This window comes from Veillonella criceti, from assembly GCF_900460315.1.
Lineage (GTDB): Bacteria > Bacillota > Negativicutes > Veillonellales > Veillonellaceae > Veillonella_A > Veillonella_A criceti.
The window spans coordinates 564,578-589,260 of sequence record NZ_UHIO01000001.1 but is presented as its reverse complement, the minus strand read 5'-3'; the positions used below and the strand labels follow the sequence as shown (position 1 = coordinate 589,260).

Genomic DNA, 24,683 nt, shown 5'->3' with positions numbered 1-24,683 from the left:
TTATAGTATATACATAATTTTTCTCTTAATGGTTAGCGTTTAAGAGATCCTCTTTTAATGCATAGTACGTTTCTGTATAATATGGTTTCATTTGAGATTCTAATAGATCTCCACCGTAAGCACGACGACTCACCACAATAATGGGGGGACTTTGAATTCGTTTAGCCACGGCCATACCAGAAAATAGGTTCCACCATCGTTCTAAATCACTAATAAATTCTTGTGCTGTTTTAAAATAATGGTGAATTGGCTGAGGAATAGATAAGAGTTGTTCTAACCGTTGTTCTTTATAAGCTAACAGAATATCTTCTGGGCTTAGGCGGTTCCAAGGTTCTATAAAAGATTGAAATAGTCGGTCGTGATATTCATATTGCAATGGATCACCTTGACCTTTACTAATATCTTGATTTTCAGATAGTTCGGCACTAGGAATAATGTCGATAGTGCCTTGAGGGATGACGTCTCGTTTAAAGATTTCTTGATTTATATAGTGGGCTAGCCCATAGACTTGATATTTCCATAAATCACCGGTAGCAGCAAGGAATCCGGCTAAATCACCGTATAAGGTGGCATAACCAATAGTAAATTCGGTCTTATTACCATTACAGGTGAAGGCACCGCCGACAGCCGCCGCTACGCCAGCTAAAATACGACTTGAACGATCGCGGGCTTGAATATTTTCTTTTATAAATGAACTGATAGCTAAAGTCTCTGTTTCGCCTGATGGTTGTGTAAAAACTAAGTTACTTAATTGCTTGGTTGTTAATTGGAGGCTATCTTCTACAGGACAAACGGCATAGTGACAACCTAAGTTATGCGCTAATTGGGCTGCTAAATCTTTGGTAGCCGATGAATTAAATTGGGAAGGCATATTGACTAAATATATTTGGTCGGGTTTTAAAATGGTCGCATATAAAGCAGCATTTAAGGCCGAATCAATGCCACCAGATACACCAATAATGATTTTTTTGATACCTGTTTGTTGTAAGAAAGTACGAATTCCATATTGAAGGGCTTTGAAAATTTGCTCAATTTCGTTAGGTTTTGCAGGCTTAAAACTTTTTCGAGCTACTGGTTGGCCTTCTAATAGATTGACTGGTTCATAGGTCAAATTTTCTAATCGTTCTAGTAATATAGGCATTACAGTTGCTTCATAAGCGGGTAGTTGAATACTAATATCACCGGAAGCGTTATAAACAGTCGATTGACCATCAAAGGTACAAAGTGATTTGCCATTGTTTTGTAAGCCAATAGAATTAATATATATAATAGGGGCATTTAATTCTTTAGCTTGATTTTTAAATATACGGTGACGGCGTTCATTTTTGCCTAAGGTAAAAGGCGAGGCCGAAAGATTGATGTAAGCATCAATCGGTGTTCCTAAAAGTTGACTCTTTTCATGAAGCGTTGTAGTGGGTGATACAAGATAGTTTTCATCCCAACTATCTTCACAAAGTAAGGGCGCAACTGTAAATGGTTGTCCTTTAAAAGTGAAGGGTAAGAGGCCTAATAATTCTTCGATAGGACGATGTAATTCATAGGCGACGGTTGTGAGACTTGTAAAGTATCGAGCCTCATTGAAAAAGCGGTAGTTAGGATCTAAGGTTTTGATTACAAAGGGGTATGGGGATTCTTGTGGGGCTAGAATTTTACCATTTTGCGCTGCAAAAATAGCGTTGTATTTACGGCTACGTCCATCTGCATTATGTTTAGTTGGATCTACGGCTACATTACCAAACACGACGGCTATATTTTGGGTAGCAGCAATAATATCTTCGCCCATTTTCACACATTCGTTGACAAAGGCAGGCTGATCCCAAGCATCGCCTACTAAATAGCCACTAATGGCGAGCTCTGGTAAAATGAGTAAATCTAAGCGTAATGCTTTTGCATAAGCAATTGCTTTTAAAATTGTTTCTTTATTTTTACGTGGGTTTCCAGGGACAATTTCAATTTGGCCCATACCAATTCGAATCATAGGTAACTCCTTATATATTGTATTAGGTGCATAATTTTTTAGTATCTAGTGTAGTGTAAAAAGCTCTTTACTCTTTATTTTTAAGTTTAAAACGAGGTAAATCTGTAATTAAAAAAGTAGCTAATAAAGCAAGCCAACAAATGGGATTAAGTGTCAGCCAAGCTGTTTGTAAATCATACATATCAGCTAGTTTACCAATTAATGGTGTTATGATACCACCTAAGGTAATGCCAAGCCCTAAAGTAATGCCAGAAGCAAAGCCAATGTTTTTAGCTAAGTATTGTTGGCCTAAAATAACAATAGGGCTATATTGTGAAAAGACGCCAAAGCTTAAAGGTAATAAGAGTAACATAGATAACCAATAGATATCACTAAGGGTAAAGGCTAGCATGATAGGGACTAATAATACATAGCAATAACGAATGACTTTAACAAAGCCAATACGGTCAGCCAGTGTGCCACCAATGAGTGTGACGATAACGCCACAGATGAAAAAGGCTGATAAGGCGAAGTTGGCTGAAGCGGTATTTTGACCAAGTTGAGTAATCCAATAAATAGGTATAAAGGTATTTAATACAGAAAATATAATCGAACGAGCGGCAATAATAATAAATAATATATTAAAACTGCGCCAATCATTTTGATTGATTATAGTTTGTGATTGTTTTGTTTGTTTCTGGCGTGCGGTTACTAATTTATAAGGTTTAGCTAATAAATAAAATGTCACTAAAAGTGCGCCCATGGCGGCAAAGATAACTAGACTATGAGGGCCCCATATGTAGGCTGTACTGGCTAATATTGGGCCAACTGCGAAACCGGCTTGACCACCAACCGAGAAATAACCCATAATCTTTCCTTTTTTCTGACCAGATAGAGCATTTACCCAACGCGCTGCTTCAGGGTGAAATAAAGCTGAACCAAAGCCAGCAATCAATGAGCATAATATAATACTTTCGTAACTACTTACAAAGCCAATAGCAGTAATACTAAGGCAACAAATCATGATACCCATAGGAACACTGGGCCAAAACGTCCGCTTATCAGCTAAATAGCCAAAGAAAGGTTGGGCAACGGAAGCCAACGCTGTATTAAAAAATATAATGATAGCTACTTCTTCATAGGTTAAACCGTAATTAGTAATAAATAAAGGTAAAAGGGCTGGTAATGATCCTTGTGCTGTATCATTAACCATATGGCAGATAGCCGGTAAATATTCACGACCTTTTTGAAAAATACTTGGTTCTATTGGGTCTTGAGTAAGACTAACTTCGTTTTGCATAAGTACCTCACTTAGTGTAGTTATATAGCAATAAACAGACCATTTATTTGGACATCATCTAGCAGTCAAAGAAAGAAATATAATATACTCAGAAATTATAATTTCATTGTAACACTAATACGGTTATTTACCTATATATTTATCACTAATTTGACCTGCTACATAGGACTCTATATAATAAAAGCAGATAAGTATCATTTGGTCGCTTATAAAGGATTAAAAATTAGCAAAGTTTATATATTTGATAGATTTTAGACGATAATCTTAATATATGGAAAGGATTTATATGGCAACGATTTATTTAATTCGTCATGGGGAGAGTGCTGCTAATGCGGGGCTTAAAACGGAGGCAACAGATTTGATTCCTTTGACCCCGCTTGGTCATGAGCAGGCCCGAACAGTGCCTAGTCGGTTACCTAATACATTGGACTATATTATTCATTCTACATATTTACGTACGAAAGAGACGGCACAACCTACCATACAGGTGCATCCACAAACTGCAGTAGAGGAGTGGGCGTTAGTTCGAGAATTCACATATTTAGACCCTAGCCTTTGTGTAGGCACTACAATGGAGGAGCGACGACCTTTAGTGGACGATTTTTGGGGACGGTTGGATCCGAATTTACAAGTAAGCCCTGAAGTAGAGTCTTTTGGTCAGTTTATTACGCGTGTTAAGTTAGCTCATAAAAAATTGGAAGAACGATTTGCTAGTACAGAGGCTGTAGTAGCGCTTTTTACACACGCACTGTTTATGAAGGCTTTTTTTCAAGTGTTGGAACAGCCAACAGCGCCAGCTAGTAAATTGATGGCTGAATTCTTTGATTGTCCAGTCATTCATAACTGTGATATTTTGACATACAACTTACCGTAAAACTTGTGTAAAAGATTAAGTGTATTATGACATATCTATCATAGTTGTCATAAAATGTGCTATAATAAAGAGAAATAACTAGTTAAGTGGCAGTGTAGTTTACTGCGATCATATGATGAGGATATCGATGAAAGTTGTATTAAGTACTTTAAATTCAAAATTTATACATTCGTCTTTAGCATTGCGTTATTTGCGTGCTTATGGGCGTACCCGTGGACAGGCATACGATATAGTGGAATACACTATTAATATGCCTGTTTTAGATATTATTAGTGATTTGACGGAGCATGAAGCTGATATTGTTGGCTTTGCCTGTTATATTTGGAACATTGATATGACGCTTCATGTAGCTTCACTTTTAAAAGCGGTAAAACCAGAAATAAAAATTGTTTTAGGTGGGCCTGAAGTATCCTATACGGCGCGCCGGATATTAGAAAGTCATGACTATATTGACTTCATCGTGCAAGGTGAAGGTGAAGAAGTGTTTGCGGAACTTGTGGCGCGTTTAGACAAGAAGGAATCACCTTTTAAGCCTGAAATCACAGGTATACTGGGGCGCCAGAGGATTGGTGAAACATTAGAACAACCGATAAATTATTCAGCTAATACTCAGATAGAGGAAGCTGAAATCACCAAAATCGTTGGCTCTGAAACAGTAGCCGAAGTGGCTGACCTAGGGACAATTCCGTTTCCTTATGATGAATCAGATATGGTCGATTTAGAACATAAGATTATTTATTATGAATCGTCGCGAGGCTGTCCATTCTCCTGCCAATATTGTTTATCTGGTAATGCCAATACAGTTCGTTTCTTTCCGCAAGAACGGACGTTTAAAGAACTTAAGTGGTTTGTGGATCATAAGGTGAAACAAGTTAAATTTGTAGATCGCACTTTTAATTGTGCCAAACATCATCATTTACCATTAATGCAGTGGATGCATGATGTGGCTACAAATACGAATTTTCATTTAGAAATGGAGCCAGTGCTCATGGGTGATGAGGAAGTGGCTCTACTTAGTTCAGCACCGAAAGGTCGCATGCAAATAGAAGTAGGCGTGCAGAGTACAAATCCTGCTACACTGCAGGCGATTCGCCGATATAATAATTGGGATCATATTTGTAAGGTGATTGCGCCTGTTATTAAAGCAGGGCGAACTCATGTACATATGGACTTAATAGTTGGTTTACCACATGAACCTTATGAGCGTTTTGCACAGTCTTTTAATGATGTATTTAGTTTAACACCGCATGCTTTGCAGATAGGCTTTTTGAAGTTATTACAAGGATCTGGCTTAGAACGAAGTAATGAATTTAGTTATGTGTATGACCCGAAAGCACCGTATGAAGTGTTGTCTACTCATGTGATGCCCTATGAGGATATTCGCTTTTTAAAACATTTTGAAGATGTATTTGAGCGTTTTTATAATAGTGAACGACTTCGTACTGTATTTGGTTATTTAGGACAGCGCCTAATCCGTGAAAAGTCGAGTGCTTTTCATTATTTTGAAGCGTTGACTAAGGCCTGGCTTCAGCAAGATTTACATCAACGCAAGTTAAATGATCGTGATCAAATGGCCTTTTTACATGTTTATTTTGAAAAACAAGGTGATGTGGTTAGTCAAGAACTATTAGAATATGATTGTTTGGTTAGTTTTGGTGGCAAGGTGCGAGGCGATGAATTGGGCTTGCCTAAACAGACTAAGGAATTATTACAAGCAGGGGAAGCATTTTGGCGTGAAGAAACGTTAGTGCGCCAATATATACCAACGTATCGCTTTGTGGAATGGCGACGTATTCGTCAAGATTATTGTGAACATACGGTTAGTTTAGAAACAGCTCATATTTTGGGGGCTCTTGATAATCAGACCTTAGAGACGTATCAAAAAGAAGGTCTTTCAAAAGTAACTTTGATTATAGATGTGAAACAACGGCAGCGGCCGTTTGTAAGACCGGAGGTAGTGGCTAATTAATGAGTGATACAACGAAACCAAAACGGTATCGACCAATCTCGACATTTTTAAGAGAAAAATATGGTGAAAAAGTATATAAATTGCCAGTTGCGTTACCGTTGACTTGTCCAAATCGGGATGGCTCAGCGGGTGTGGGCGGTTGTGTGTTTTGTGGTGAAATTGGGGCTGGTTATGAAAATTTACCAGCGTCCATGACTGTACAAGAGCAGTTACATAAAAACATTGCCCATATTGCCCCTAAGTATAAGGCCTATAAATACATTCCCTATTATCAAAATTTTAGTAATACCTATTTAGAGCCGGAACGTTTTAAAGCTTATATGGAAGCTGGTTGTATTGATAGTACAGTAGGGCTGGCTATTGCTACACGACCAGATTGTATTAATGATACGTATCTAGACATATTGCAAGATATTAAAGAACGATATGGTGTAGATATTTATTTAGAATATGGCTTGCAGTCAGTCAATTATCATACGCTGGAGAAAATAAATCGTGGCCATGGCATGGCTGAATTTATCGATGCGGTTTTACGGACTAAACGGTATGGTTTTAGTGTATGTGCCCATATGATTGTCAATCTTCCTTGGGATACGATGACAGATACGGTTGAAGGGGCTCGTATGTTGACTGCTTTAGGCGTTGACCAAGTTAAATTACATGCCCTTTATATTGTTAAAAATACCCTTATGGCTAACTGGTATGAAGCTGGAGAATTTTCACTCATTAGTGCTGACGAGTACATTGAACGAGTTATCGCTTTTTTGCGCCATTTAGATAAGGATATTGTACTCCAGCGTTTAGTGGGACGAGCACCAGAAGAAAATACCTTGTTTACTAATTGGTCTATGGGCTGGTGGCGGATTCAAGAAGAAATAGAACGACGCATGGAAGAACGAGATGTGCGTCAAGGTGATTTATGTAATTACTTAAATGGCTCAGCAGTGCGCAAATTTTTAAAGTAAAGGAGTAGTGTATGACGGAACGAACATTTACGTTTCCACGGTATGAAATGGCAGGCCCTATTTTAGGCTTGCAAGAGCGTCATTTAAAAATTATGGTTGAAGAATTGCCGTGCCAAGTAGTGAGTCGCGGTGATACGTTGCAGCTTAAAGGGGATGACGAAATTGTTAATCAATTTTGGCGTGTTCTTGAAGAATTAGTTTTTTTATATAATGAAAGTAGTGCGATTACGGAACAACAAATTCGTATGGCCGTAAAAATGGTAAAAAGTGGCAAAGCTGATTTGTTGCATACTATGTTTGAAGATACCATCAATGTAACTATTAAGGGGCGTATGATTACACCTAAAACAGAAGGTCAGAAAATATATGTTGATAGTATCCGTCGTAATACGATTACTTTTGGCATAGGGCCAGCGGGTACGGGTAAAACATTCTTGGCTGTTGCATTAGCAGCCTTTTATCTAAAAAATCGTGATGTAGAGCGTATTATTTTAACACGTCCTGCTGTAGAAGCTGGTGAAAAGTTAGGTTATTTACCAGGTGACTTAAAAGAAAAAGTAGATCCTTATTTAAGACCTTTATACGATGCGCTCAATGATATGTTTGGGTTAGAGCAAGTGGATCGCTTTATGATGAAAGGAATCATCGAAGTGGCGCCACTAGCTTATATGCGTGGTCGTACACTAGAAAATGCCTTTATTATTCTTGATGAAGCACAGAATACTACCCCAGAGCAGATGAAAATGTTCCTTACTCGCTTAGGCAATAATTCTAAAATGGTTATAAATGGTGACCGTACACAGGTAGACTTACCAGGGCGTATGATTTCTGGCCTTATTGAAGCGGAAAAGGTATTAAAGGGCTTAGCCGGTATTTCGATGGTGCATTTTACTGATGAAGATGTTGTGCGTCATGATTTAGTAAGTAAGATTATTCGTGCTTATGAACGGTATGAAGGGATAAAATCGAGTCGCGATATTGCCAAAGAAGCGGCAAAAGTATAACAATTTCAAAAAGTCAGGTATAAAGGAGTAGTACGGTGGAAGTAACAATTAGTTATGCAGAAGGCATGACGACTGAGGCGGCTTACGAAGAAATTATTCTTAAAGTATGTGCTGAAGTAAGTAGAGTCTATGGTCTTGGTGAAGAAGAAGAATTAAGCGTTCTATTGTGTGATAATGAATACATTCATACACTAAATAAAACCTATCGAGGAATTGATCGGCCTACAGATGTGCTTTCTTTTGCCCTTAATGAAGGGGAGGAAGAGGATAGTGAAGAAGAATCCCATTTATTGGGGGATTTAATTATTTCATTAGAACGGACAGCTGAACAAGCGGAAGAATATGGACATCCGTTTGAACGAGAACTGGCGTATTTAACAGTCCATGGTTGTTTGCATATTTTAGGATATGACCATATGACTGATGCTGATAAAAAAGAAATGCGCCAAGAAGAAGAATTTGTATTAGGTAATTTAGGCTATGTGCGGGAGGATGCACCATATAATGAATAAAGATAAACACTTTAAATCTGGATTTGTAGCCGTTGTTGGTCGTCCAAATGTGGGAAAATCGACATTAATTAATGCGCTTATTGGTGATAAGATTGTTATTGTTTCAGATAAAGCACAGACAACGCGTAATCGTATTGTTTGTGTATATATGGATGAAAAAAAACAAATCGTATTCATGGATACTCCAGGTATTCATAAACCAAAACATAAATTAGGGGAATTTATGGTAAAAGCAGCAGTGGATTCTTTAAAAGAAGTAGAAGCTGTTTTATTCTTAGTAGCTGGTAATGAAAAACGTGGACCAGGCGACAATTTTATTATTGAACAGCTTAAAAATGTGAATGTTCCTGTATTTTTAGTTATTAATAAGATTGACACATTATCCAAAGAAGACATTTTAGCAGTGATTGTAGAATACCAAAATTTATATCCCTTTGAAGGGATTATTCCTATTTCTGCTTTGGAAAAAGATAATATTCAGGAAGTTCTTCAAGTATTGGAGCAGGTATTGCCAGAAGGTCCTCAGTACTTCCCAGAAGATATGATTACTGATCAACCAGAACGGCTGATTATAGCCGATATTGTGCGTGAAAAAATTCTTCTCAAAACGAGAGAAGAGATTCCTCATGCTATAGCTGTAGATGTGGATGAAATGAAGCAACGTACTGATGGCACAACTTATATCCGAGCAACTATCTATTGCGAACGAGACTCTCAAAAGGGTATAATAATCGGTAAAAAAGGAAGTATGCTTCGCGAATTAGGTGCAGAAGCACGAACGGATGTGGAACGCTTATTAGCAACTAAGGTGTATCTTGATTTATGGGTAAAAGTGAAGAAAGATTGGCGTAATAAGTCTGGTATGCTTTCTGAATTTGGTTATGAATAATAGAAAGGAATGATTCGTATCGATACCCCCCTTGAGGCTGGCTTATTAATAATTGGGCTAGCCGCATTCTGCTTATTGATGATTAATATTTTAGTGTTAGCAAAATTTTCTTTTGCTCGTCTTAGTGAAGAACATCTGGATGATATGGAGGATTTAAGCGAAGAGGCGAAAACTTTTTTGCGTAAATTATATCAACGACCGGAACGCTTTATTAATACAACTCAGTTTTTAATTCTTTTTTTTATTGTTCTCCTAGCTAGTGTAGGCAGCACGTTGATTGCTCCTTATATTGATGTATGGGAACAACAATTAGGCCTTGATAATGAATGGCTTACGAGTTTATTTGATATTATCGTATTAGCCTTATTTGCTTTGATTATTTTGACCTTTGGTGAAATTATTCCTAAAGCGCTTGGTTTATCATTTCCAATTCGTTATGTACGTTGGACATCTAAATTTGTTGTTGCCTTTGGGGCCATTGCTACGCCTTTTGTGTTAATTGCTCAATATGTAAGTGCTATTTTACTGAAAAGTTTTGGCACGCTTTATAAAAATGAACTCGATTTAGTTCATACGGAAGAAGAAATTCGTATGATGGTTAATCGAAGTCATTTGGAGGGGCAATTAGACCAAGTAGAAGGGGAACTCATTGACAATGTGTTTGACTTCGTAGAGCGGATGGCGCGCGAAGTAATGATTCCACGTCAGGATGTAGACTGTATCTTTGTAGAAGATGATTTTGAGGATACGTTAAAAAGTATTTCAGCAACGAGTCATACAAGATATCCGCTATGTATGGAAGATAAAGACCATGTTATTGGATTGGTTCACATTAAAGATTTGATGGAACAAAAAGAAAAGGCGCGTAAGGATTTACGTCTTGTTCGTCGTGATATTTTAACCATTCCAGAAGTTATGAAATTGTCTGTTTTACTTCAGTATATGCGGACCCGTCGAATTTATCAGGCCGTGGTTGTTGATGAATACGGTGGTATGGTAGGACTGGTATGTCTGGAAGATATTATTGAAGAACTTGTTGGTGATATTAAAGATGAGCATGAAACTGATTTACCAGCTGTTATGATCAATGAAGATGGTACATTTGATTTCGATGGTAAGGTATTGGTAGATGAAGTAGAATATGCTATGCGTGTTGATTTTAATGATCCAGAAGAAGATACAATTGGTGGTTATATTTTTGGTATTTTAGAGCGAACTCCTGTAGTGGGGGATACCGTTGAAGCCGAAGGATACATATTTACCGTTACTGAAATGCAAGGCTACCGGATTGCGCGCTTAAAAGCAACACCGGCACCGCCGAAGGAAGAGGATACATCAGCTGAGGAAGAGCCAACATGAGCACTGCGAAGTTAACGATTAATTGTGAGGCCATTGTACTGTATCGGCGAAAACGTAAGATCTATTCAATCGTTACATTTTTGACAAAACAACGAGGTATTATTCACTGTTCTATACCACAACGCCGCTGGCAAAGTTTAAAAAATGTGGGTTATTTACAGCCGTTTAGTAAGGTGTATATTACCTTGAGCCCTAATGGTGAATATTATGAATTACAGCAGATTGATGGGGTCTATTTAATTCGGTCTATTGAAAGTGATTTAGATAGCATTTGTTATGCGGCTTTTGGTGGAGAATTAATTAGCACGGCGTTTGCACAAGAGGAAGTTGATTTGACTTTATATGAGTTGGTAGTTCGCTTTTCTCAATTGATTCAAACTAAGCCAGTGCCATTGGCTGTTATTTTATTAGGGTGGCAATTATTGAGTATTGCTGGCTTTATACCCTCAGCTAAAGCATATCAACAAACAGATGGGGTAGCTCGTTTTGTATCAGAATTTAAAGGCAGTACAGGATTTAATTTATCCCATCAAGCACAGGCTGCATTAGGTGAGATTTTAAATTATAATTGGCAGCCAGAATTAGTCGTACAACTTCCACGGTCCTTGTGGCAAGAATTAGAGCGTGGGTTGTTTGCTTATGCAACTATACAATTAGGGCAAGAATTGACATCTTTACGCTTTTTACATGACATGAAGGCAAAAGCATTTTAAGATAATGGAATAGCTTAATTATTGATTCTTACTGTTTTTTAGTTGACAATATAAACGGGACTTGGTATTGTAACAGAAGTTATAGTCCGCAACGGATAATAGTTTAGGAGGAATGGACATGACATTTCAAGAGATAATTTTGAATCTCCAAAAATTTTGGGCAGAGCAAGGCTGTATTTTACAGCAACCATATGATATTGAAAAAGGGGCTGGTACGATGAATCCAGCGACCTTCTTACATGCAATTGGGCCAGAACCTTGGGCTGTTTGTTATGTAGAACCGTCTCGTCGTCCTGCTGATGGCCGTTATGGGGACAATCCAAACCGTTTATTTCAGCATCACCAGTTTCAGGTAATCATTAAGCCATCGCCTGATAATATTCAGGAATTATATTTAAAAAGTTTAGAAACTTTAGGTATCCATCCAGAAGATCATGACATTCGCTTTGTTGAAGATAACTGGGAGTCGCCAACCTTAGGTGCTTGGGGTCTTGGTTGGGAAGTATGGCTTGACGGTATGGAAGTGACACAGTTTACTTATTTCCAACAGGTAGGGAGTATTGATGTAAAACCTGTATCAGTTGAAATTACGTATGGTTTAGAGCGTTTAGCCATGTATATTCAAGGCGTTGAAAATGTGTATGATTTAAAGTGGAATGATACCATTACTTATGGTGATATTTGGCATTTGAATGAAGTAGAACAGTCTGCTTACAATTTTGAATTAGCTGATACGGATATGTTATTTACTTTATTTGACATGTATGAAAAAGAAGCAAAACGTATTTGTGGTGAAGGTTATATTTTACCCGCTTACGATTATGTCTTAAAATGTTCACATACGTTTAATTTATTAGATTCTCGTGGGGCAATTAGTATTAGTGAACGTACTGCTTTTATTGGTCGTGTACGTAACTTAGCCCGTATTTGTGCGCAAGCATATTTAGCAAAACGTGAAGAATTAGGATTCCCTCTGTTGAAAGGAGATAAGTAATATGGCAAAAGATGTATTATTTGAAATTGGCGCTGAAGAGATCCCTGCCGGCGCTATGCCAGGTATTTTAGCCCAGCTTAAAACTTTAGCAGAGAATAAATTAGCGGAACATCATTTAAGCTATGAAAACCTTCGAACATTAGGGACACCTCGTCGTATGACTTTGATGATTGATGGTGTAGCGGATATGTCAGCTGAACTTAGTGAACGTCATAAAGGGCCATCAGCAAAGATTGCTTTTGATGGTGAGGGAAATCCAACTAAAGCAGCGATTGGTTTTGCTCGTGGTAAAGGGCTTGATGTAGCTGATTTAGTTGTAGAAGATGGCTATATCTATGCAGAAAATAAAACTGCTGGTGTTGCAGCTATGGATATTTTTACTGAAATTTTGCCACAGTTAATTCATGATTTAAGTTTCCCTAAATCCATGCATTGGGCTAATTTAGATGATAAATTTATTCGTCCGGTCCGTTGGATATTAGCTTTATTAGATACAGCCGTTATTCCTGTAGAATTTGCAGGCGTTCGTTCTTCTAATTTTAGTCGTGGTCATCGATTCTTAGGTGAACGAGGCGTATTAGTACAGCATCCTGTTGATTATATTAAAAACTTAGAAGATAACTTTGTTATTGTAGATCAAGATGTGCGCCGCGATATGATCACTAAACAATTAAAGGAACTTGCTGCTAGTAAAGAAGCTACCATTGTATGGGATGAAGATTTACTAGAAGAAGTTTTATATTTAGTCGAATATCCAACAGCCCTTTGTGGTACTTTTGATGAAAGTTATTTGAATTTACCGGATGCAGCTGTCATTACGCCAATGAAGGATCATCAACGGTATTTCCCATTAGTATCTAAAGACGGTAAATTATTACCTATGTTTTTAACTGTTCGCAATGGGGATGCTAAGAGCCTTGAGGTTGTTGCTGCTGGTAATGAACGCGTATTACGTGCTCGTCTCGATGATGCTAAATTCTTCTTTAATGAAGATCGCAAAAAATCCTTGGCAGATCGCTCTGAAGGATTAACGAAAATCGTATTCCAAGAAGGTCTTGGTAATTTAGCGGATAAGACAGAGCGTTTGTTAGCTCTTGGTGAAGCGTTTGGTGAAGCTTGCGGCCTTGGTGAAGATGCTATGGTAGAATTGGAAAGAGCCACGGTGTTAGCTAAGACTGACTTAACAACAGGCATGGTAACAGAATTTACTGAATTACAAGGTGTGATTGGTAAAGAATATGCGTTGCTTGATGGGGAATCGGCAGAAGTAGCAGACGCTATTTTTGAACAATATTTGCCACGTTTTGCTGGGGATATTTTACCTAAAACGCCAGCTGGTAAAGTCTTGAGTATTATTGATAAAGTAGATAATATTGTAGCTACTTTTAGCCGCGGTTTAATTCCAACTGGTTCACAAGATCCATTTGCGCTCCGTCGTCAAACGATTGGTGTTTTAAACACACTTAGCGAAAGTGCTCTTGATGTATCTTTAGAGCCAGTATGGCGTCGAGATTTAACATTACTTGGCGTAGCAGACGCAAAACATGATGAAATTGTTGCCCAGTTGGCTCATTTCTTCTTGCTTCGTTTGAAAAATATTTACTTAGACCGCCAGATTCCACATGATGTAATTGAATTAGTTTTATCGAATGAGGATGTAACGGTAGCTAAAGCGGATGGGCTAGCAACAGCGATTATGAATCATCGTATTGATGAAAATGTGGAACTCGTACAAGCGTTTACTCGTATGTATAATTTGGTAAAAGAGGTAACATATACAGCCGTTGATGAAACTCTATTTGAAGATAAAGCAGAAAATGAGTTATTCCAAGCGGCCATTAATGCGTATGAAGCGTCTCAAACGGCATTAGAAGCTAAGGATTATGATAAAGTAGTGGCGTTACCAGAAACACTAGTACCACCTATTAATAATTTCTTTGAAGCTGTTATGGTAATGGCTGATAATGAATCTGTTAAGGCTAATCGTTTACAACTTCTTCGTTTGGCCTATGAAGTGATGGCTGTTATTGGTAATGTAAGTGCTTTAAAATAAAAAAATGAAAATAAAGCTTGCTATTAGAGCATAGTATGTGCTAAAATAGTAACGTTAATTTGAGATAGTCCGCTGCCTATGAGGTATGGGTAAGAATGTCTACAATAAGGAGGAAATAAAAGTGAACATTATTAACGTACTTGAGCAAGAACAACTTCGTGCAGACATTCCTGCATTCCGCGCTGGTGACACCGTTCGTGTACACGTAAAGGTTGTCGAAGGTAGCCGTGAACGTATCCAGGTTTTTGAAGGCTTGGTTATCAACCGTCAAGGTGGTAGCGTTCGTGAAACTTTCACCGTTCGTCGTATTGCTTCTGGTGTGGGTGTAGAACGTACATTCCCGCTTCACAGCCCACGTTTGGCTAAGATCGAAGTTATGCGTCGTGGTGTTGTTCGTCGTGCTAAATTGTACTACTTACGTAATCTCACTGGTAAAGCTGCGCGTATTCGCGAAAAACGCTAATTACAAAGATAGAGGGTTGCCTATGGCAGCCCTTTATTTTTTGCTATAATACATATAGGGTTAAATTTTAGAAATACACGAATCGCATAAAAATGTTTTTTTATATCAGTCGGATGTATTTTAAAGTGGTTTTGTGAGTAATAAGAGATTCATATTGCCTTTAGATACTTTAAAATTAGTTTGTAATTTTTGAATAACCTAGTTTTGAATGTATATTGACTAGGCAAAGATAAATGAAAAGATAAATGAAAAGATAAATGAAAAGATAAATGATAGGAGGCGATAGCAATGGCAGATATGAAACAAGATGTGTTTCCAGTAGTACATTGGTTTCCCGGTCATATGGCAAAAGCTACTCGTATGATTAAGGAATATGTGAAGAAGGTTGACGTGGTTATTGAATTATTGGATGCACGTATTCCAAGAAGTAGTGCCAATCCTGTAATTAGTGAAGTTGTTGGTGAAAAACCTCATATTATTGTATTAAATAAGGCAGACTTAGCGGATCCGAAAGAAACTAAGGCTTGGACGGAATATTTTACCACTCAAGGCATGACAGTCTTAGCTATTGACTCTAAGTCTGGTAAAGGAAATAAACAATTAGTCAAAGCAGTAGAACGCTTGTCACAACCTATTATTGATAAATGGTTAAAGAAAGGGATACGTAGTCGCTCCGTGCGCACCATCATTTTGGGGATTCCTAATGTAGGTAAATCAACCTTAATTAATAAATTAGCTGGTGCAGCTGCAACTCGTACAGCAGATAAGCCAGGTCATACACGGGGACAGCAATGGGTTAAGATTGGTAAAAATCTTGAATTATTAGATACTCCAGGTGTATTATGGCCTAAGCTAGAAGATCAACGAGCAGCCGCTCGTTTAGCGATGACGGGTGCTATTTCTGATGATGTGTATGACCTGGAATCTGTAATGAAACAATTGTTGCGTCAAGTGAAAGAAAATAATCCTAATTTATTGGTCGAACGATATAAATTAAAACCGGAAGAACTTGATGATATGGAACAGTTATTAGAGTCCATTGGTCGTCGGCGAGGCTGTTTAGTAAGTGGTGGAGTTGTAGATTTAGACAAGGCCCGTCGTATTGTATTAGCAGATTATCGGAATCAAAAATTAGGAAATTTGACGTTAGATGGTGTAGACGAAGAACCTGTTATAATTGAGGATACGATAGAGTATGACGAAAAATGAGTTTGATCAATTAAAAGTTAAAGATATAAAAGCTTTGTTAGAATCTAATCAATTTGAGTTTGATGCGCTCTTGTGGGCACAAGAAGATAGTCGTTCATCGGTGCGCAAATTAGCAGCGGCCTATGTTATGCGTCAAAAGAAAAAATTACTAGAATCACAACGATTAGAGGCTCTCTATACATATGAAGCGAGTTTTTATGAAGAAGGCATTTATGAAGTGGCTGGTGTTGATGAAGTAGGACGAGGCCCTATTGCTGGTCCAGTAACGGTAGCAGCTGTTATTTTGCCACCCCATACTCATATCGAAGGACTTAATGATTCTAAAAAAATTGCTCCCCATAAACGAGAGCTGATTTATAATCAAATTATGACACAGGCAGTAGCGGTTAGTTGTATTTCCTATAGTCCTGAAAAAATTGATGAGTTAAATATTTATCGAGCGACACGTGAGGCTATGTATGAAGCCATTCGTACGTTGAAGGTACCTGCTAGAGCTGTATTAGTGGATGCTATGCCTTTGCCAGAGTTACAAATTCCAGTAGAGTCATTAGTAAAAGGGGATATGAAGAGTGCTTCTATTGCAGCGGCTTCCATTGTGGCTAAAGTGACGCGAGATCGCTATATGGAATCATTAGAGGCTGAGTATCCAGGCTATGGTTTTGCTATCCATAAAGGGTATTATACACCGCTTCATCGAGACGCTTTGGAACAACAAGGAATAACGCCCCTTCATCGCAAAAGTTTTGAGCCTATTAAGAGTATGGTAGGATTTACGTATTCGAATCAGACACAAAAAGTCTGATATATTAAGACATATAACGTTACATAAGAATCTATATAATTTAATACTATAAAGTATCATGGAAAACCAGTCCCAAAGGACTGGTTTTTGTATTTATACAGTTGGCTGAGGTATAGCTGAAAGAAAGAATATATAAAATGAATAATTATTCATTTCAACTTAGAACAAATAAATTGATTTTGTCAATACAAGTAAAAAGAAAGATTTATAAATATAGAGAGTATCAATGGTTAGTTAACTTTACAGATACAAAATAACCTGTTATGGTAAATACTTGGAAAGTATATTTAATCATATATGAATCTTAAATAGGAGCATCGGAAGATGACGAATTTAGAATTAGGTTATTTTGGTGAAAAAATGGCTACTGAATATTTACGAAAGCAAGGCTATGTTTTAATAGGTCGTAATATTCGGACTCGATGTGGTGAACTAGATATTATTATGAAGGATAAGGGTGTATTAGTGGCTATTGAAGTTAAAACTAGGCGGAGTCGTCAATATGGTCTTCCTTGTGAGGCTGTAAATAGGAGAAAACAGCGGCATATACGACAAAGTATGGCCTTGTATTTAGCTCAATATGGAAATCATCAAATGGAGGTGCGATTTGACGTAGTCGAAGTATATGTTCTAGGAGACGTAGTCACTCATATACAACATTTAAGAGGTTGTTTTTAATGGGGGCGTTAGTTAAATAAAGGGGTGTAAACGGTGTATGCAAAAACAAAGGGCCTAGTTCTATTAGGTTTACAAAGTGAAATTGTTACTGTAGAAGTGGATATAGCGGCAGGTTTACCTTGTTTTGAAATAGTAGGCTTACCAACAGCCGCTGTAAGAGAAGCTAAAGAACGTGTGCGAGCAGCGATTCGTAATGCGGGCTTTGAATTTCCTATGCGGCGTATTGTTATTAATTTGGCACCAGCTGATATACGTAAGGATGGCTCGGGATTAGATTTAGCTATGGCGATGGGGATATTATTAGCTTCGCATGTTTTAAAACTGAAAAAAACACAACAAGATATGCTAGCTAATAGCTCAGTATTTATTGGTGAATTATCACTCGAAGGATATATTAAAGGTGTTACAGGCGGATTAGCTATGGCCATGGGGGCTCGTAAAAAAGGAATTTCAACGATTTATACAACACCGAGTATTGGTAGCGAAATAAAAAGTGGTTTTGGTGAGTCTGTTGTTATTGCTGATACATTACATGAATTGGTCAATATGATAACAGGTCAGATGGCTATTCGTTTAGCCGAAAAAGCAACTGCTGTCGCTGAGAAGATAGATTTGTTACCTGATTTTAAAGAGGTGCAAGGGCAAGTGATTGCCAAAAAAGCATTAGAAATTGCAGCGGCTGGAGGCCATCATGTTTTATTATCTGGTTCACCAGGCGCAGGTAAAACAATGTTAGCGCGTTCCCTGCCTTCTATATTGCCACCTTTAACAGAAGAAGAACAATTGATAATTAGTCAGATTTATAGTGTCGCCGGTTTATTGCCTCATGAAGGACTTATGCAGGTTAGGCCGTTTAGAAGTCCTCATCATACAATTACACTAGCTGGCATGGCAGGTGGAGGTTCTGTGCCAAAGCCAGGTGAATTAACATTAAGTCATGGAGGCGTTCTTTTTTTAGATGAAGCACCTGAGTTTTCGCGAACTGTGTTAGAGGTATTGCGACAACCCTTAGAAGAAGGCGTTATTCATATTGCAAGGGCACGCGGTAATTATGCATTTCCTTGCCGATTTATTTTATTAATGGCTATGAATCCTTGTCCTTGTGGGTGGTATAACAGCAAAGATGGCCATGTTTGTACGTGTACACCATGGCAACGAGAAAATTATATACGACGTTTATCAGGCCCTTTATTGGATCGTATTGATATGGTAATTGAAGTAGCAAGACCTAGCTATGAAGAATTTTGTGGGCAAGCCGTGAATGAAACATCCGCTGTTATTCGAGAAAGGGTTATACAGGCTAGGGAGTTTCAAGCTTGGCGTATGAAACAAAAAGGGCTCTGTGAAACGCTTTTAAATAGTGAACTTACACATAGTCAATTATTAGCTACCTGTGAATTAACAGGTATGGCAGAGTCCATGTTAGCTCAAGTGTTTCAACGGTTACAAGTAAGTATTCGCAGTTATGATAAGATTTTACGCGTAGCACGTACAATTGCTGATTTAAAACAGTCGCTTACCGTGGAAGCTGATTACGTAGCAGAGGCACTGAGTTATCGTATGAATTAAATCAGGGTATATTATGGTGTTAGATACGAATTAATTAGACGTTAAGCTATAGAGGGGATATTACCGTGGAAGAAAATAGATTAATACTGGCAGCATTAGGTTCCTTGCCTAATGTAGGCAGTGTGACAATTAAAGAAGTGTTAACATATTATAAAACAGCAAAAACTGTTTGGGATGTAATTCATCAAGATAAAGCTATTGATCCAGAGATAAAAATTGCCACGCGTTATAAAAATGCTTTGGTAAAAGGTATTTTAAATATAGAGTTAGACACGTTGGCTCAGCAAATGGAACGTTACCATATGGACGTATTGGGGATTGATGATGAAGTATACCCTGCGCAGTTGAGAGAAATTTTTAATCCACCACAAGTTCTTTTTTTCCGTGGAAACAGGCAGTTACTACAAAATTCACGTCAAGTTGCTATGGTAGGTGCTCGCAACTGTACTCCGTATGGTCGAAATGTGGCGACTTGGTTTGCCTCTCAATTAGTTAAGTATGGTATTACTATTGTAAGTGGCGGAGCTCGTGGTATAGATTCGTATGCACATGAAGGAGCATTAAAAGGTAAAGGAACTACCATTGCGGTTATGGGATGTGGTCTTGACTATTGCTATCCTCGTCGCAATGCTAAATTATTTCGCACGATTGTAGAAGAAGGGGGACTATTGCTATCTGAATTTGGACCTGGTGTAGAGCCTAGGGCCGGTAACTTTCCTATGCGTAATCGCATTATTAGTGGCATTGCTAAAGCTGTCATAGTTGTTGAAGCAAAAGCTAGTAGTGGCTCTTTAATCACCGCGGATATGGCTAATAGTGAGGGGCGCGATGTATATACGGTGCCTGGTAATGTGTTAACAGATGATTTTGTGGGAAATCATTGGCTGTTAGAACAAGGGGCCAGTTTATTAACGAATGTCGAACAATTGCCCAAAATATATAATTGGGATACGATAGATTTAGATATATCGCAAAAAATGGGTAGCCATAACGGCATGGGTGTGTTAAGCTTTACTTTGGAGGAACGAAAGATTTTAGAATCATTATCAAATGCTAAGGAAACGTCGCTTGAAACATTAGCGATGACAACGAATCTTTCAGAGGGAGCGCTCCACTTAAGCTTATTGTCCTTAGAGCTTAAGCAGTGTATTGAACGCACCGCTTCAAAGGGATATATAATCTTGGAATACGGGAGGAATCAGTTTGTCCATTAAACGTTCCATTGTAATAGGTGAAAAAGATGATACTAAAGGAGCAACTAAGAAGGAAGAACGTCGCTTAGAAGGTAAAGTGGCTGTGTCCGCTAAAGGAAAAACTAAACCTGTTATGCAGGCTGTTGGGGACTTAGCGAAAACATTACCGCCACGCACGTTTAATCCTGATGGTAAAACTTTAGTGATTGTGGAATCACCAGCAAAATCAAAAACAATTGAGAAATTTTTAGGCCCTGATTATGTAGTAAAAGCAAGTATGGGGCATTTACGAGATTTACCGAAGAGTCAGCTAGGCATTGATATAGAAAATGGATTTGTACCACGATATGCTAATTTAATGACTCGTAAAAAATTAATAGAAGAATTACAAGCTGAAGCCGATGAATCAAAAGCTATTTTACTGGCGACTGACCCGGATAGAGAAGGGGAAGCCATTTCTTGGCATTTAGCATATATTTTAAATGTAGATGAAGCGTCTAAATGCCGGATTACGTTTAATGAAATAACAAAGCATGCTGTAGCAGAGGCGATTTCGGCACCGCGTACGATTGATAAAAATATGGTTGATGCACAACAAGCTCGGCGCATGCTCGACCGCATTGTTGGGTATAAATTAAGTCCTTTACTTTGGAAAAAAATCTGTAAGGGACTTAGTGCTGGACGTGTGCAATCAGTAGCAGTGCGTCTTATTTGTGAAAGAGAGCGAGAAATTCAGGCCTTTGTTCCTGAAGAATATTGGTCTGTTGAAGGTCAGTATGAAACGGCGAACAAGGAAATTTTTACAGCGGAATTGACACATAAAGGGCAAGAAAAGATCAGTATACCTAATGAAGCTATGGCTATGGCGATTCAGGCTGATCTAGCCAAGCAAACTGCTGAGGTTATGAGTGTTGATCGTCGCAAACGGTCACGAAAAGCACCAGCTCCATTTACTACGTCTACGTTACAACAAGAAGGGGTTCGTAAACTTAATTTTGGGGCTAAACGGACTATGATGATTGCTCAACATTTATATGAAGGTCTTGAAATTGGTGGTTATGGTCATGTAGGTTTGATTACGTATATGCGTACAGATTCGACGCGTATTGCTCAAGAAATGCAAAGTGCAGCTAAGGAGTATATTATTAATCATTTTGGCAAGGAGTATTATCCAGCTAAACCTAATGTGTTTGGTACTAAAGAAAGCAGTCAAGATGCGCATGAGGCTATTCGTCCGACTAGTTTAGAACTTCCTCCTAAAATGGTTGAACCATTTTTGAGTCGAGATGAGTTAAAGTTATATACTTTAATTTGGAATCGCTTTATGGCAAGTCAAATGACACCTCAACAGTCAGAGATTGTGACGGCTCAATTAGCTTGTGGTGAATATACATTGCGTGCTTCTGGGAGCAAGGTAATCTTTAAAGGATTTACTGAAGTCTATGAAGACACGAAAAAAGAAGGGGAAGAACCTAAGTTAATTCCAAGTATGGAAGCAGGGCAAGTGGTGACCAATACGGCCATTGATCCACAACAGCATTTTACACAACCGCCAGCTCGTTATTCAGAAGCTAGTTTGATTAAAACCTTAGAAGAACAAGGTATTGGGCGTCCAAGTACTTATGCCCCTATCATTGATACCATTATGACGCGCAATTATGTAGAGAAGCAAGATAAACAATTTATACCGACAGAACTTGGCTTTGTCGTAGTTGATTTTTTAATCGCTCATTTTGAAAAATTTATCAATGTAGATTTTACCGTTCATTTAGAAAAAGATTTAGATGAAATTGCGAGCGGTGAAGAAACGTATCAAGATGTATTGAATGAATTTTATTCAGTATTTGCTAAAGAATTAGAGGAAGCGAATGAAGTAGAGCGTGTAAAGATTGCTGATGAAGAGAGCGATGAAGTGTGCGATCTTTGTGGCAGCCCTATGGTTTATAAATTTGGTCGTTTTGGACGTTTCTTAGCTTGTTCTAATTTTCCCGAATGTAAAAATACAAAACCGATTACTGTAAGTACGGGGGTCACTTGTCCTAAATGTCAGGAAGGGACTATTGTAGAACGTAAATCTAAACGAGGCCGTGTATTTTACGGCTGTGATCGTTATCCCGCTTGTGATTTTACCCTTTGGAATAAACCAATTAATGAAACTTGTGAAACTTGTGGTAGTATTATGACAGAAAAAACGTATAAAAATGGAACGACTAAAAAATTCTGTTCCAATGAAAACTGTCCAACTCAACCTAAAAAACGGACTCGCAAGAAAAAAGTTGAAGATAATGAAGATAATAAAGAAGCATAGTATAAAGGAGGATATTGTGACTACATCGAAAGTTACGATTATTGGTGCAGGTTTAGCGGGCTCCGAAGCAGCTTGGCAATTAGCTAAACGCAACATTCCTGTAACCTTATATGAAATGCGGCCACAACGGACTTCGCCAGCACATCATACAGAGCAATTTGCAGAACTCGTTTGTAGTAATTCGTTACGGGCTGGTAATATTGAAAATGCAGTGGGCCTTTTAAAAGAAGAAATGCGCCAGCTTGATTCTATTATTATGGCTTGTGCTGATGCAACGGCAGTACCAGCTGGTGGTGCTTTAGCCGTAGACCGCCATTTATTTAGTCAAATGGTGACTGAACGTTTAACAGCGCATCCACTGATTACAGTCGTGCGCGAGGAAGTAACGGAATTACCTACCGAAGGTATTGTTATTGTGGCAGCAGGACCATTGATGTCAGAGGCCTTGGCAGAACAAGTAAAAGCTAAGACTGGCACAGGTGATTTTTACTTCTATGATGCGGCAGCTCCTATCGTCACGGCAGAGTCATTAAACTATGATAAAGTATTTGCAGCATCCCGCTATGATAAAGGTGATGCGGATTATTTAAATTGTCCTATGACAGAAGACGAATATAAAGCATTTTGGGATGCTTTAACAACGGCTGAAGTGGCAGAGCTAAAAGAATTTGAAAAAGAACAATATTTTGAAGGTTGTATGCCTGTAGAAATTATGGCTTCTCGTGGCATTGATACCTTGCGCTATGGTCCTTTAAAACCAGTTGGCTTAGTTGATAAGCGTACGGGCACAGAGTCCTATGCCGTTGTGCAGCTTCGCAAAGAAAATAAAGAAGCGACTATGTTTAACTTGGTAGGATTTCAAACTCATCTAAAATGGGGTGAACAAAAACGAGTATTTTCTATGATTCCTGGTCTAGAAAATGCGGAATTTGTTCGCTATGGTGTTATGCATCGTAACACATACATTAATTCGCCAACTTTGTTAAATGAATTTTTCCAGTTAAAAGCAGATAGTCGTTTATTCTTTGCTGGGCAAATGACAGGCGTAGAAGGCTATTTGGAATCAGCTGCTTCTGGCCTTATGGCAGGAATTCAAGTCAGTCAATTATTAGCGGAAAAAGATTTTATTAGCTTCCCAAGGACGACCGCTTTAGGTGGGCTAAGTCATTATATTAGTGAATATGAAGGCTCTGATTTCCAACCAATGAATATTAATTTTGGTATAATGGAACCATGGCCTACTAAGGTTCGTAAGAAGAAAGAAAAGAATGGTCTTATTGCACAACGTGCATTAGAGACGTTAGCAACACTTAAGGAGGAATATTTAGGATGAGTGTAGAATTTCATGCTACTACTATATGTGCTGTAAAACGTAATGATGCGATTGCCATTGCTGGTGATGGCCAAGTTACAATGGGGCAAAGCGTAGTTATGAAAAATACGGCCCAAAAGGTTCGCCGTTTATATAATGGTAAAGTTATTTCTGGGTTTGCAGGTTCTGTAGCCGATGCCTTTACTTTATTCGATAAATTTGAAGCTAAATTGAATCAATATAATGGGCAATTAGTGCGCAGTGCTGTAGAGTTGGCTAAAGAATGGCGCAGTGATAAAATGCTTCGAAATTTAGAAGCCTTACTATTAGTGTCTGACGGTAAAACTATTTTACTGGTTTCGGGTAATGGTGAAGTGATTGAACCAGATGATGGAATTTGCGCGATTGGTTCTGGTGGTAACTATGCACTAGCCGCGGCTCGTGCGTTAGCTAGCAATACGGAACTTAGTGCGCGTGAAATTGCAGAAAAAGCATTGCATATTGCAGCTGATATTTGTGTATATACGAATCACAATGTAATTGTGGAAGAACTTAAATAA

General features: G+C 38.2%; 21 protein-coding genes. 19 read left to right on the top strand and 2 right to left on the bottom strand.

Features of this window, described 5'->3' with window-relative positions:
- Window positions 1-25: 25 nt before the first annotated feature.
- The gene (gene nadE / locus DYE54_RS02700; RefSeq protein ID WP_115309794.1) at window positions 26-1,978 is read right to left on the bottom strand and encodes an NAD(+) synthase; all 1,953 of its coding nucleotides are present in this window, start codon (window positions 1,976-1,978) and stop codon (window positions 26-28) included.
- Between the two features lie 67 nt (window positions 1,979-2,045).
- Entirely contained in the window at window positions 2,046-3,257 is a 1,212-nt protein-coding gene (locus DYE54_RS02695; RefSeq protein WP_115309793.1) for an MFS transporter, read from the bottom strand.
- Window positions 3,258-3,543: 286 nt separating this feature from the next.
- Between DYE54_RS02695 and DYE54_RS02690 the strand changes: the two genes are divergently transcribed.
- The 19 genes from DYE54_RS02690 to hslV all read left to right on the top strand — a co-directional run bounded on the left by DYE54_RS02690 (window position 3,544) and on the right by hslV (window position 24,683).
- Window positions 3,544-4,131, top strand: a complete 588-nt coding sequence (locus DYE54_RS02690; RefSeq protein WP_172460542.1) for a histidine phosphatase family protein — start codon at window positions 3,544-3,546, stop codon at window positions 4,129-4,131.
- 127 nt (window positions 4,132-4,258) lie between these two features.
- Window positions 4,259-6,100, top strand: coding sequence for a B12-binding domain-containing radical SAM protein (locus DYE54_RS02685; RefSeq protein ID WP_115309791.1), 1,842 nt, complete (start codon window positions 4,259-4,261; stop codon window positions 6,098-6,100).
- Entirely contained in the window at window positions 6,100-7,065 is a 966-nt protein-coding gene (gene mnmL / locus DYE54_RS02680) for a tRNA modification radical SAM protein MnmL/YtqA (protein ID WP_115309790.1), read from the top strand. The genes DYE54_RS02685 and mnmL overlap by 1 nt, the downstream gene beginning before the upstream one ends.
- Window positions 7,066-7,076: 11 nt before the next feature.
- Window positions 7,077-8,069: a PhoH family protein gene (locus DYE54_RS02675; RefSeq protein ID WP_115309789.1), complete on the top strand. Its 993-nt coding sequence runs from the start codon at window positions 7,077-7,079 to the stop codon at window positions 8,067-8,069.
- A 35-nt stretch (window positions 8,070-8,104) separates the two neighbouring features.
- Complete coding sequence (ybeY, locus tag DYE54_RS02670) at window positions 8,105-8,581, top strand: rRNA maturation RNase YbeY (protein ID WP_115309788.1); 477 nt, start codon at window positions 8,105-8,107, stop codon at window positions 8,579-8,581.
- Window positions 8,574-9,470: a GTPase Era gene (gene era, locus DYE54_RS02665; RefSeq protein WP_115309787.1), complete on the top strand. Its 897-nt coding sequence runs from the start codon at window positions 8,574-8,576 to the stop codon at window positions 9,468-9,470. Before ybeY ends, era begins: the two co-directional genes overlap by 8 nt.
- 9 nt (window positions 9,471-9,479) lie before the next feature.
- The gene (locus tag DYE54_RS02660; protein WP_115309786.1) at window positions 9,480-10,829 is read left to right on the top strand and encodes a hemolysin family protein; all 1,350 of its coding nucleotides are present in this window, start codon (window positions 9,480-9,482) and stop codon (window positions 10,827-10,829) included.
- A complete protein-coding gene (gene recO, locus DYE54_RS02655; protein WP_115309785.1) occupies window positions 10,826-11,542 on the top strand; it encodes a DNA repair protein RecO in 717 nt (238 codons plus the stop codon). Before DYE54_RS02660 ends, recO begins: the two co-directional genes overlap by 4 nt.
- A 118-nt stretch (window positions 11,543-11,660) precedes the next feature.
- Complete coding sequence (gene glyQ / locus DYE54_RS02650; RefSeq protein WP_115309784.1) at window positions 11,661-12,536, top strand: glycine--tRNA ligase subunit alpha; 876 nt, start codon at window positions 11,661-11,663, stop codon at window positions 12,534-12,536.
- Between the two features lies 1 nt (window position 12,537).
- Entirely contained in the window at window positions 12,538-14,589 is a 2,052-nt protein-coding gene (glyS, locus tag DYE54_RS02645) for a glycine--tRNA ligase subunit beta (RefSeq protein WP_115309783.1), read from the top strand.
- 121 nt (window positions 14,590-14,710) lie between these two features.
- The gene (rplS, locus tag DYE54_RS02640; protein ID WP_115309782.1) at window positions 14,711-15,052 is read left to right on the top strand and encodes a 50S ribosomal protein L19; all 342 of its coding nucleotides are present in this window, start codon (window positions 14,711-14,713) and stop codon (window positions 15,050-15,052) included.
- Window positions 15,053-15,340: 288 nt separating this feature from the next.
- Window positions 15,341-16,261 carry a ribosome biogenesis GTPase YlqF gene (ylqF, locus tag DYE54_RS02635; protein ID WP_115309781.1) on the top strand — a complete coding sequence of 307 codons (921 nt, stop codon included), beginning with the start codon at window positions 15,341-15,343 and terminating at the stop codon, window positions 16,259-16,261.
- Window positions 16,248-17,063, top strand: a complete 816-nt coding sequence (locus DYE54_RS02630; protein WP_115309780.1) for a ribonuclease HII — start codon at window positions 16,248-16,250, stop codon at window positions 17,061-17,063. Before ylqF ends, DYE54_RS02630 begins: the two co-directional genes overlap by 14 nt.
- A 324-nt stretch (window positions 17,064-17,387) precedes the next feature.
- The gene (locus tag DYE54_RS02625; protein ID WP_115309779.1) at window positions 17,388-17,741 is read left to right on the top strand and encodes a YraN family protein; all 354 of its coding nucleotides are present in this window, start codon (window positions 17,388-17,390) and stop codon (window positions 17,739-17,741) included.
- Between the two features lie 33 nt (window positions 17,742-17,774).
- The gene (locus DYE54_RS02620; RefSeq protein WP_115309778.1) at window positions 17,775-19,310 is read left to right on the top strand and encodes a YifB family Mg chelatase-like AAA ATPase; all 1,536 of its coding nucleotides are present in this window, start codon (window positions 17,775-17,777) and stop codon (window positions 19,308-19,310) included.
- A 65-nt stretch (window positions 19,311-19,375) separates the two neighbouring features.
- Entirely contained in the window at window positions 19,376-20,524 is a 1,149-nt protein-coding gene (gene dprA / locus DYE54_RS02615) for a DNA-processing protein DprA (protein WP_115309777.1), read from the top strand.
- On the top strand, window positions 20,514-22,811 hold the full coding sequence (gene topA / locus DYE54_RS02610) for a type I DNA topoisomerase (protein WP_115309776.1): 2,298 nt from the start codon (window positions 20,514-20,516) through the stop codon (window positions 22,809-22,811). Before dprA ends, topA begins: the two co-directional genes overlap by 11 nt.
- Window positions 22,812-22,827: 16 nt before the next feature.
- Window positions 22,828-24,144, top strand: coding sequence for a methylenetetrahydrofolate--tRNA-(uracil(54)-C(5))-methyltransferase (FADH(2)-oxidizing) TrmFO (gene trmFO / locus DYE54_RS02605; protein ID WP_245935679.1), 1,317 nt, complete (start codon window positions 22,828-22,830; stop codon window positions 24,142-24,144).
- Window positions 24,141-24,683, top strand: a complete 543-nt coding sequence (gene hslV / locus DYE54_RS02600) for an ATP-dependent protease subunit HslV (protein WP_115309774.1) — start codon at window positions 24,141-24,143, stop codon at window positions 24,681-24,683. The genes trmFO and hslV overlap by 4 nt, the downstream gene beginning before the upstream one ends.

Coding starts and splice junctions, on each gene's coding strand:
- ylqF (WP_115309781.1), top strand. CDS start 15,341: ATGGCAGATATGAAACAAGATGTGTTTCCAGTAGTACATTGGTTTCCC.
- DYE54_RS02685 (WP_115309791.1), top strand. CDS start 4,259: ATGAAAGTTGTATTAAGTACTTTAAATTCAAAATTTATACATTCGTCT.
- nadE (WP_115309794.1), bottom strand. CDS start 1,978: ATGATTCGAATTGGTATGGGCCAAATTGAAATTGTCCCTGGAAACCCA.
- mnmL (WP_115309790.1), top strand. CDS start 6,100: ATGAGTGATACAACGAAACCAAAACGGTATCGACCAATCTCGACATTT.
- DYE54_RS02625 (WP_115309779.1), top strand. CDS start 17,388: ATGACGAATTTAGAATTAGGTTATTTTGGTGAAAAAATGGCTACTGAA.
- DYE54_RS02690 (WP_172460542.1), top strand. CDS start 3,544: ATGGCAACGATTTATTTAATTCGTCATGGGGAGAGTGCTGCTAATGCG.
- DYE54_RS02630 (WP_115309780.1), top strand. CDS start 16,248: ATGACGAAAAATGAGTTTGATCAATTAAAAGTTAAAGATATAAAAGCT.
- DYE54_RS02675 (WP_115309789.1), top strand. CDS start 7,077: ATGACGGAACGAACATTTACGTTTCCACGGTATGAAATGGCAGGCCCT.
- glyQ (WP_115309784.1), top strand. CDS start 11,661: ATGACATTTCAAGAGATAATTTTGAATCTCCAAAAATTTTGGGCAGAG.
- DYE54_RS02660 (WP_115309786.1), top strand. CDS start 9,480: ATGATTCGTATCGATACCCCCCTTGAGGCTGGCTTATTAATAATTGGG.
- glyS (WP_115309783.1), top strand. CDS start 12,538: ATGGCAAAAGATGTATTATTTGAAATTGGCGCTGAAGAGATCCCTGCC.
- DYE54_RS02695 (WP_115309793.1), bottom strand. CDS start 3,257: ATGCAAAACGAAGTTAGTCTTACTCAAGACCCAATAGAACCAAGTATT.
- era (WP_115309787.1), top strand. CDS start 8,574: ATGAATAAAGATAAACACTTTAAATCTGGATTTGTAGCCGTTGTTGGT.
- recO (WP_115309785.1), top strand. CDS start 10,826: ATGAGCACTGCGAAGTTAACGATTAATTGTGAGGCCATTGTACTGTAT.
- hslV (WP_115309774.1), top strand. CDS start 24,141: ATGAGTGTAGAATTTCATGCTACTACTATATGTGCTGTAAAACGTAAT.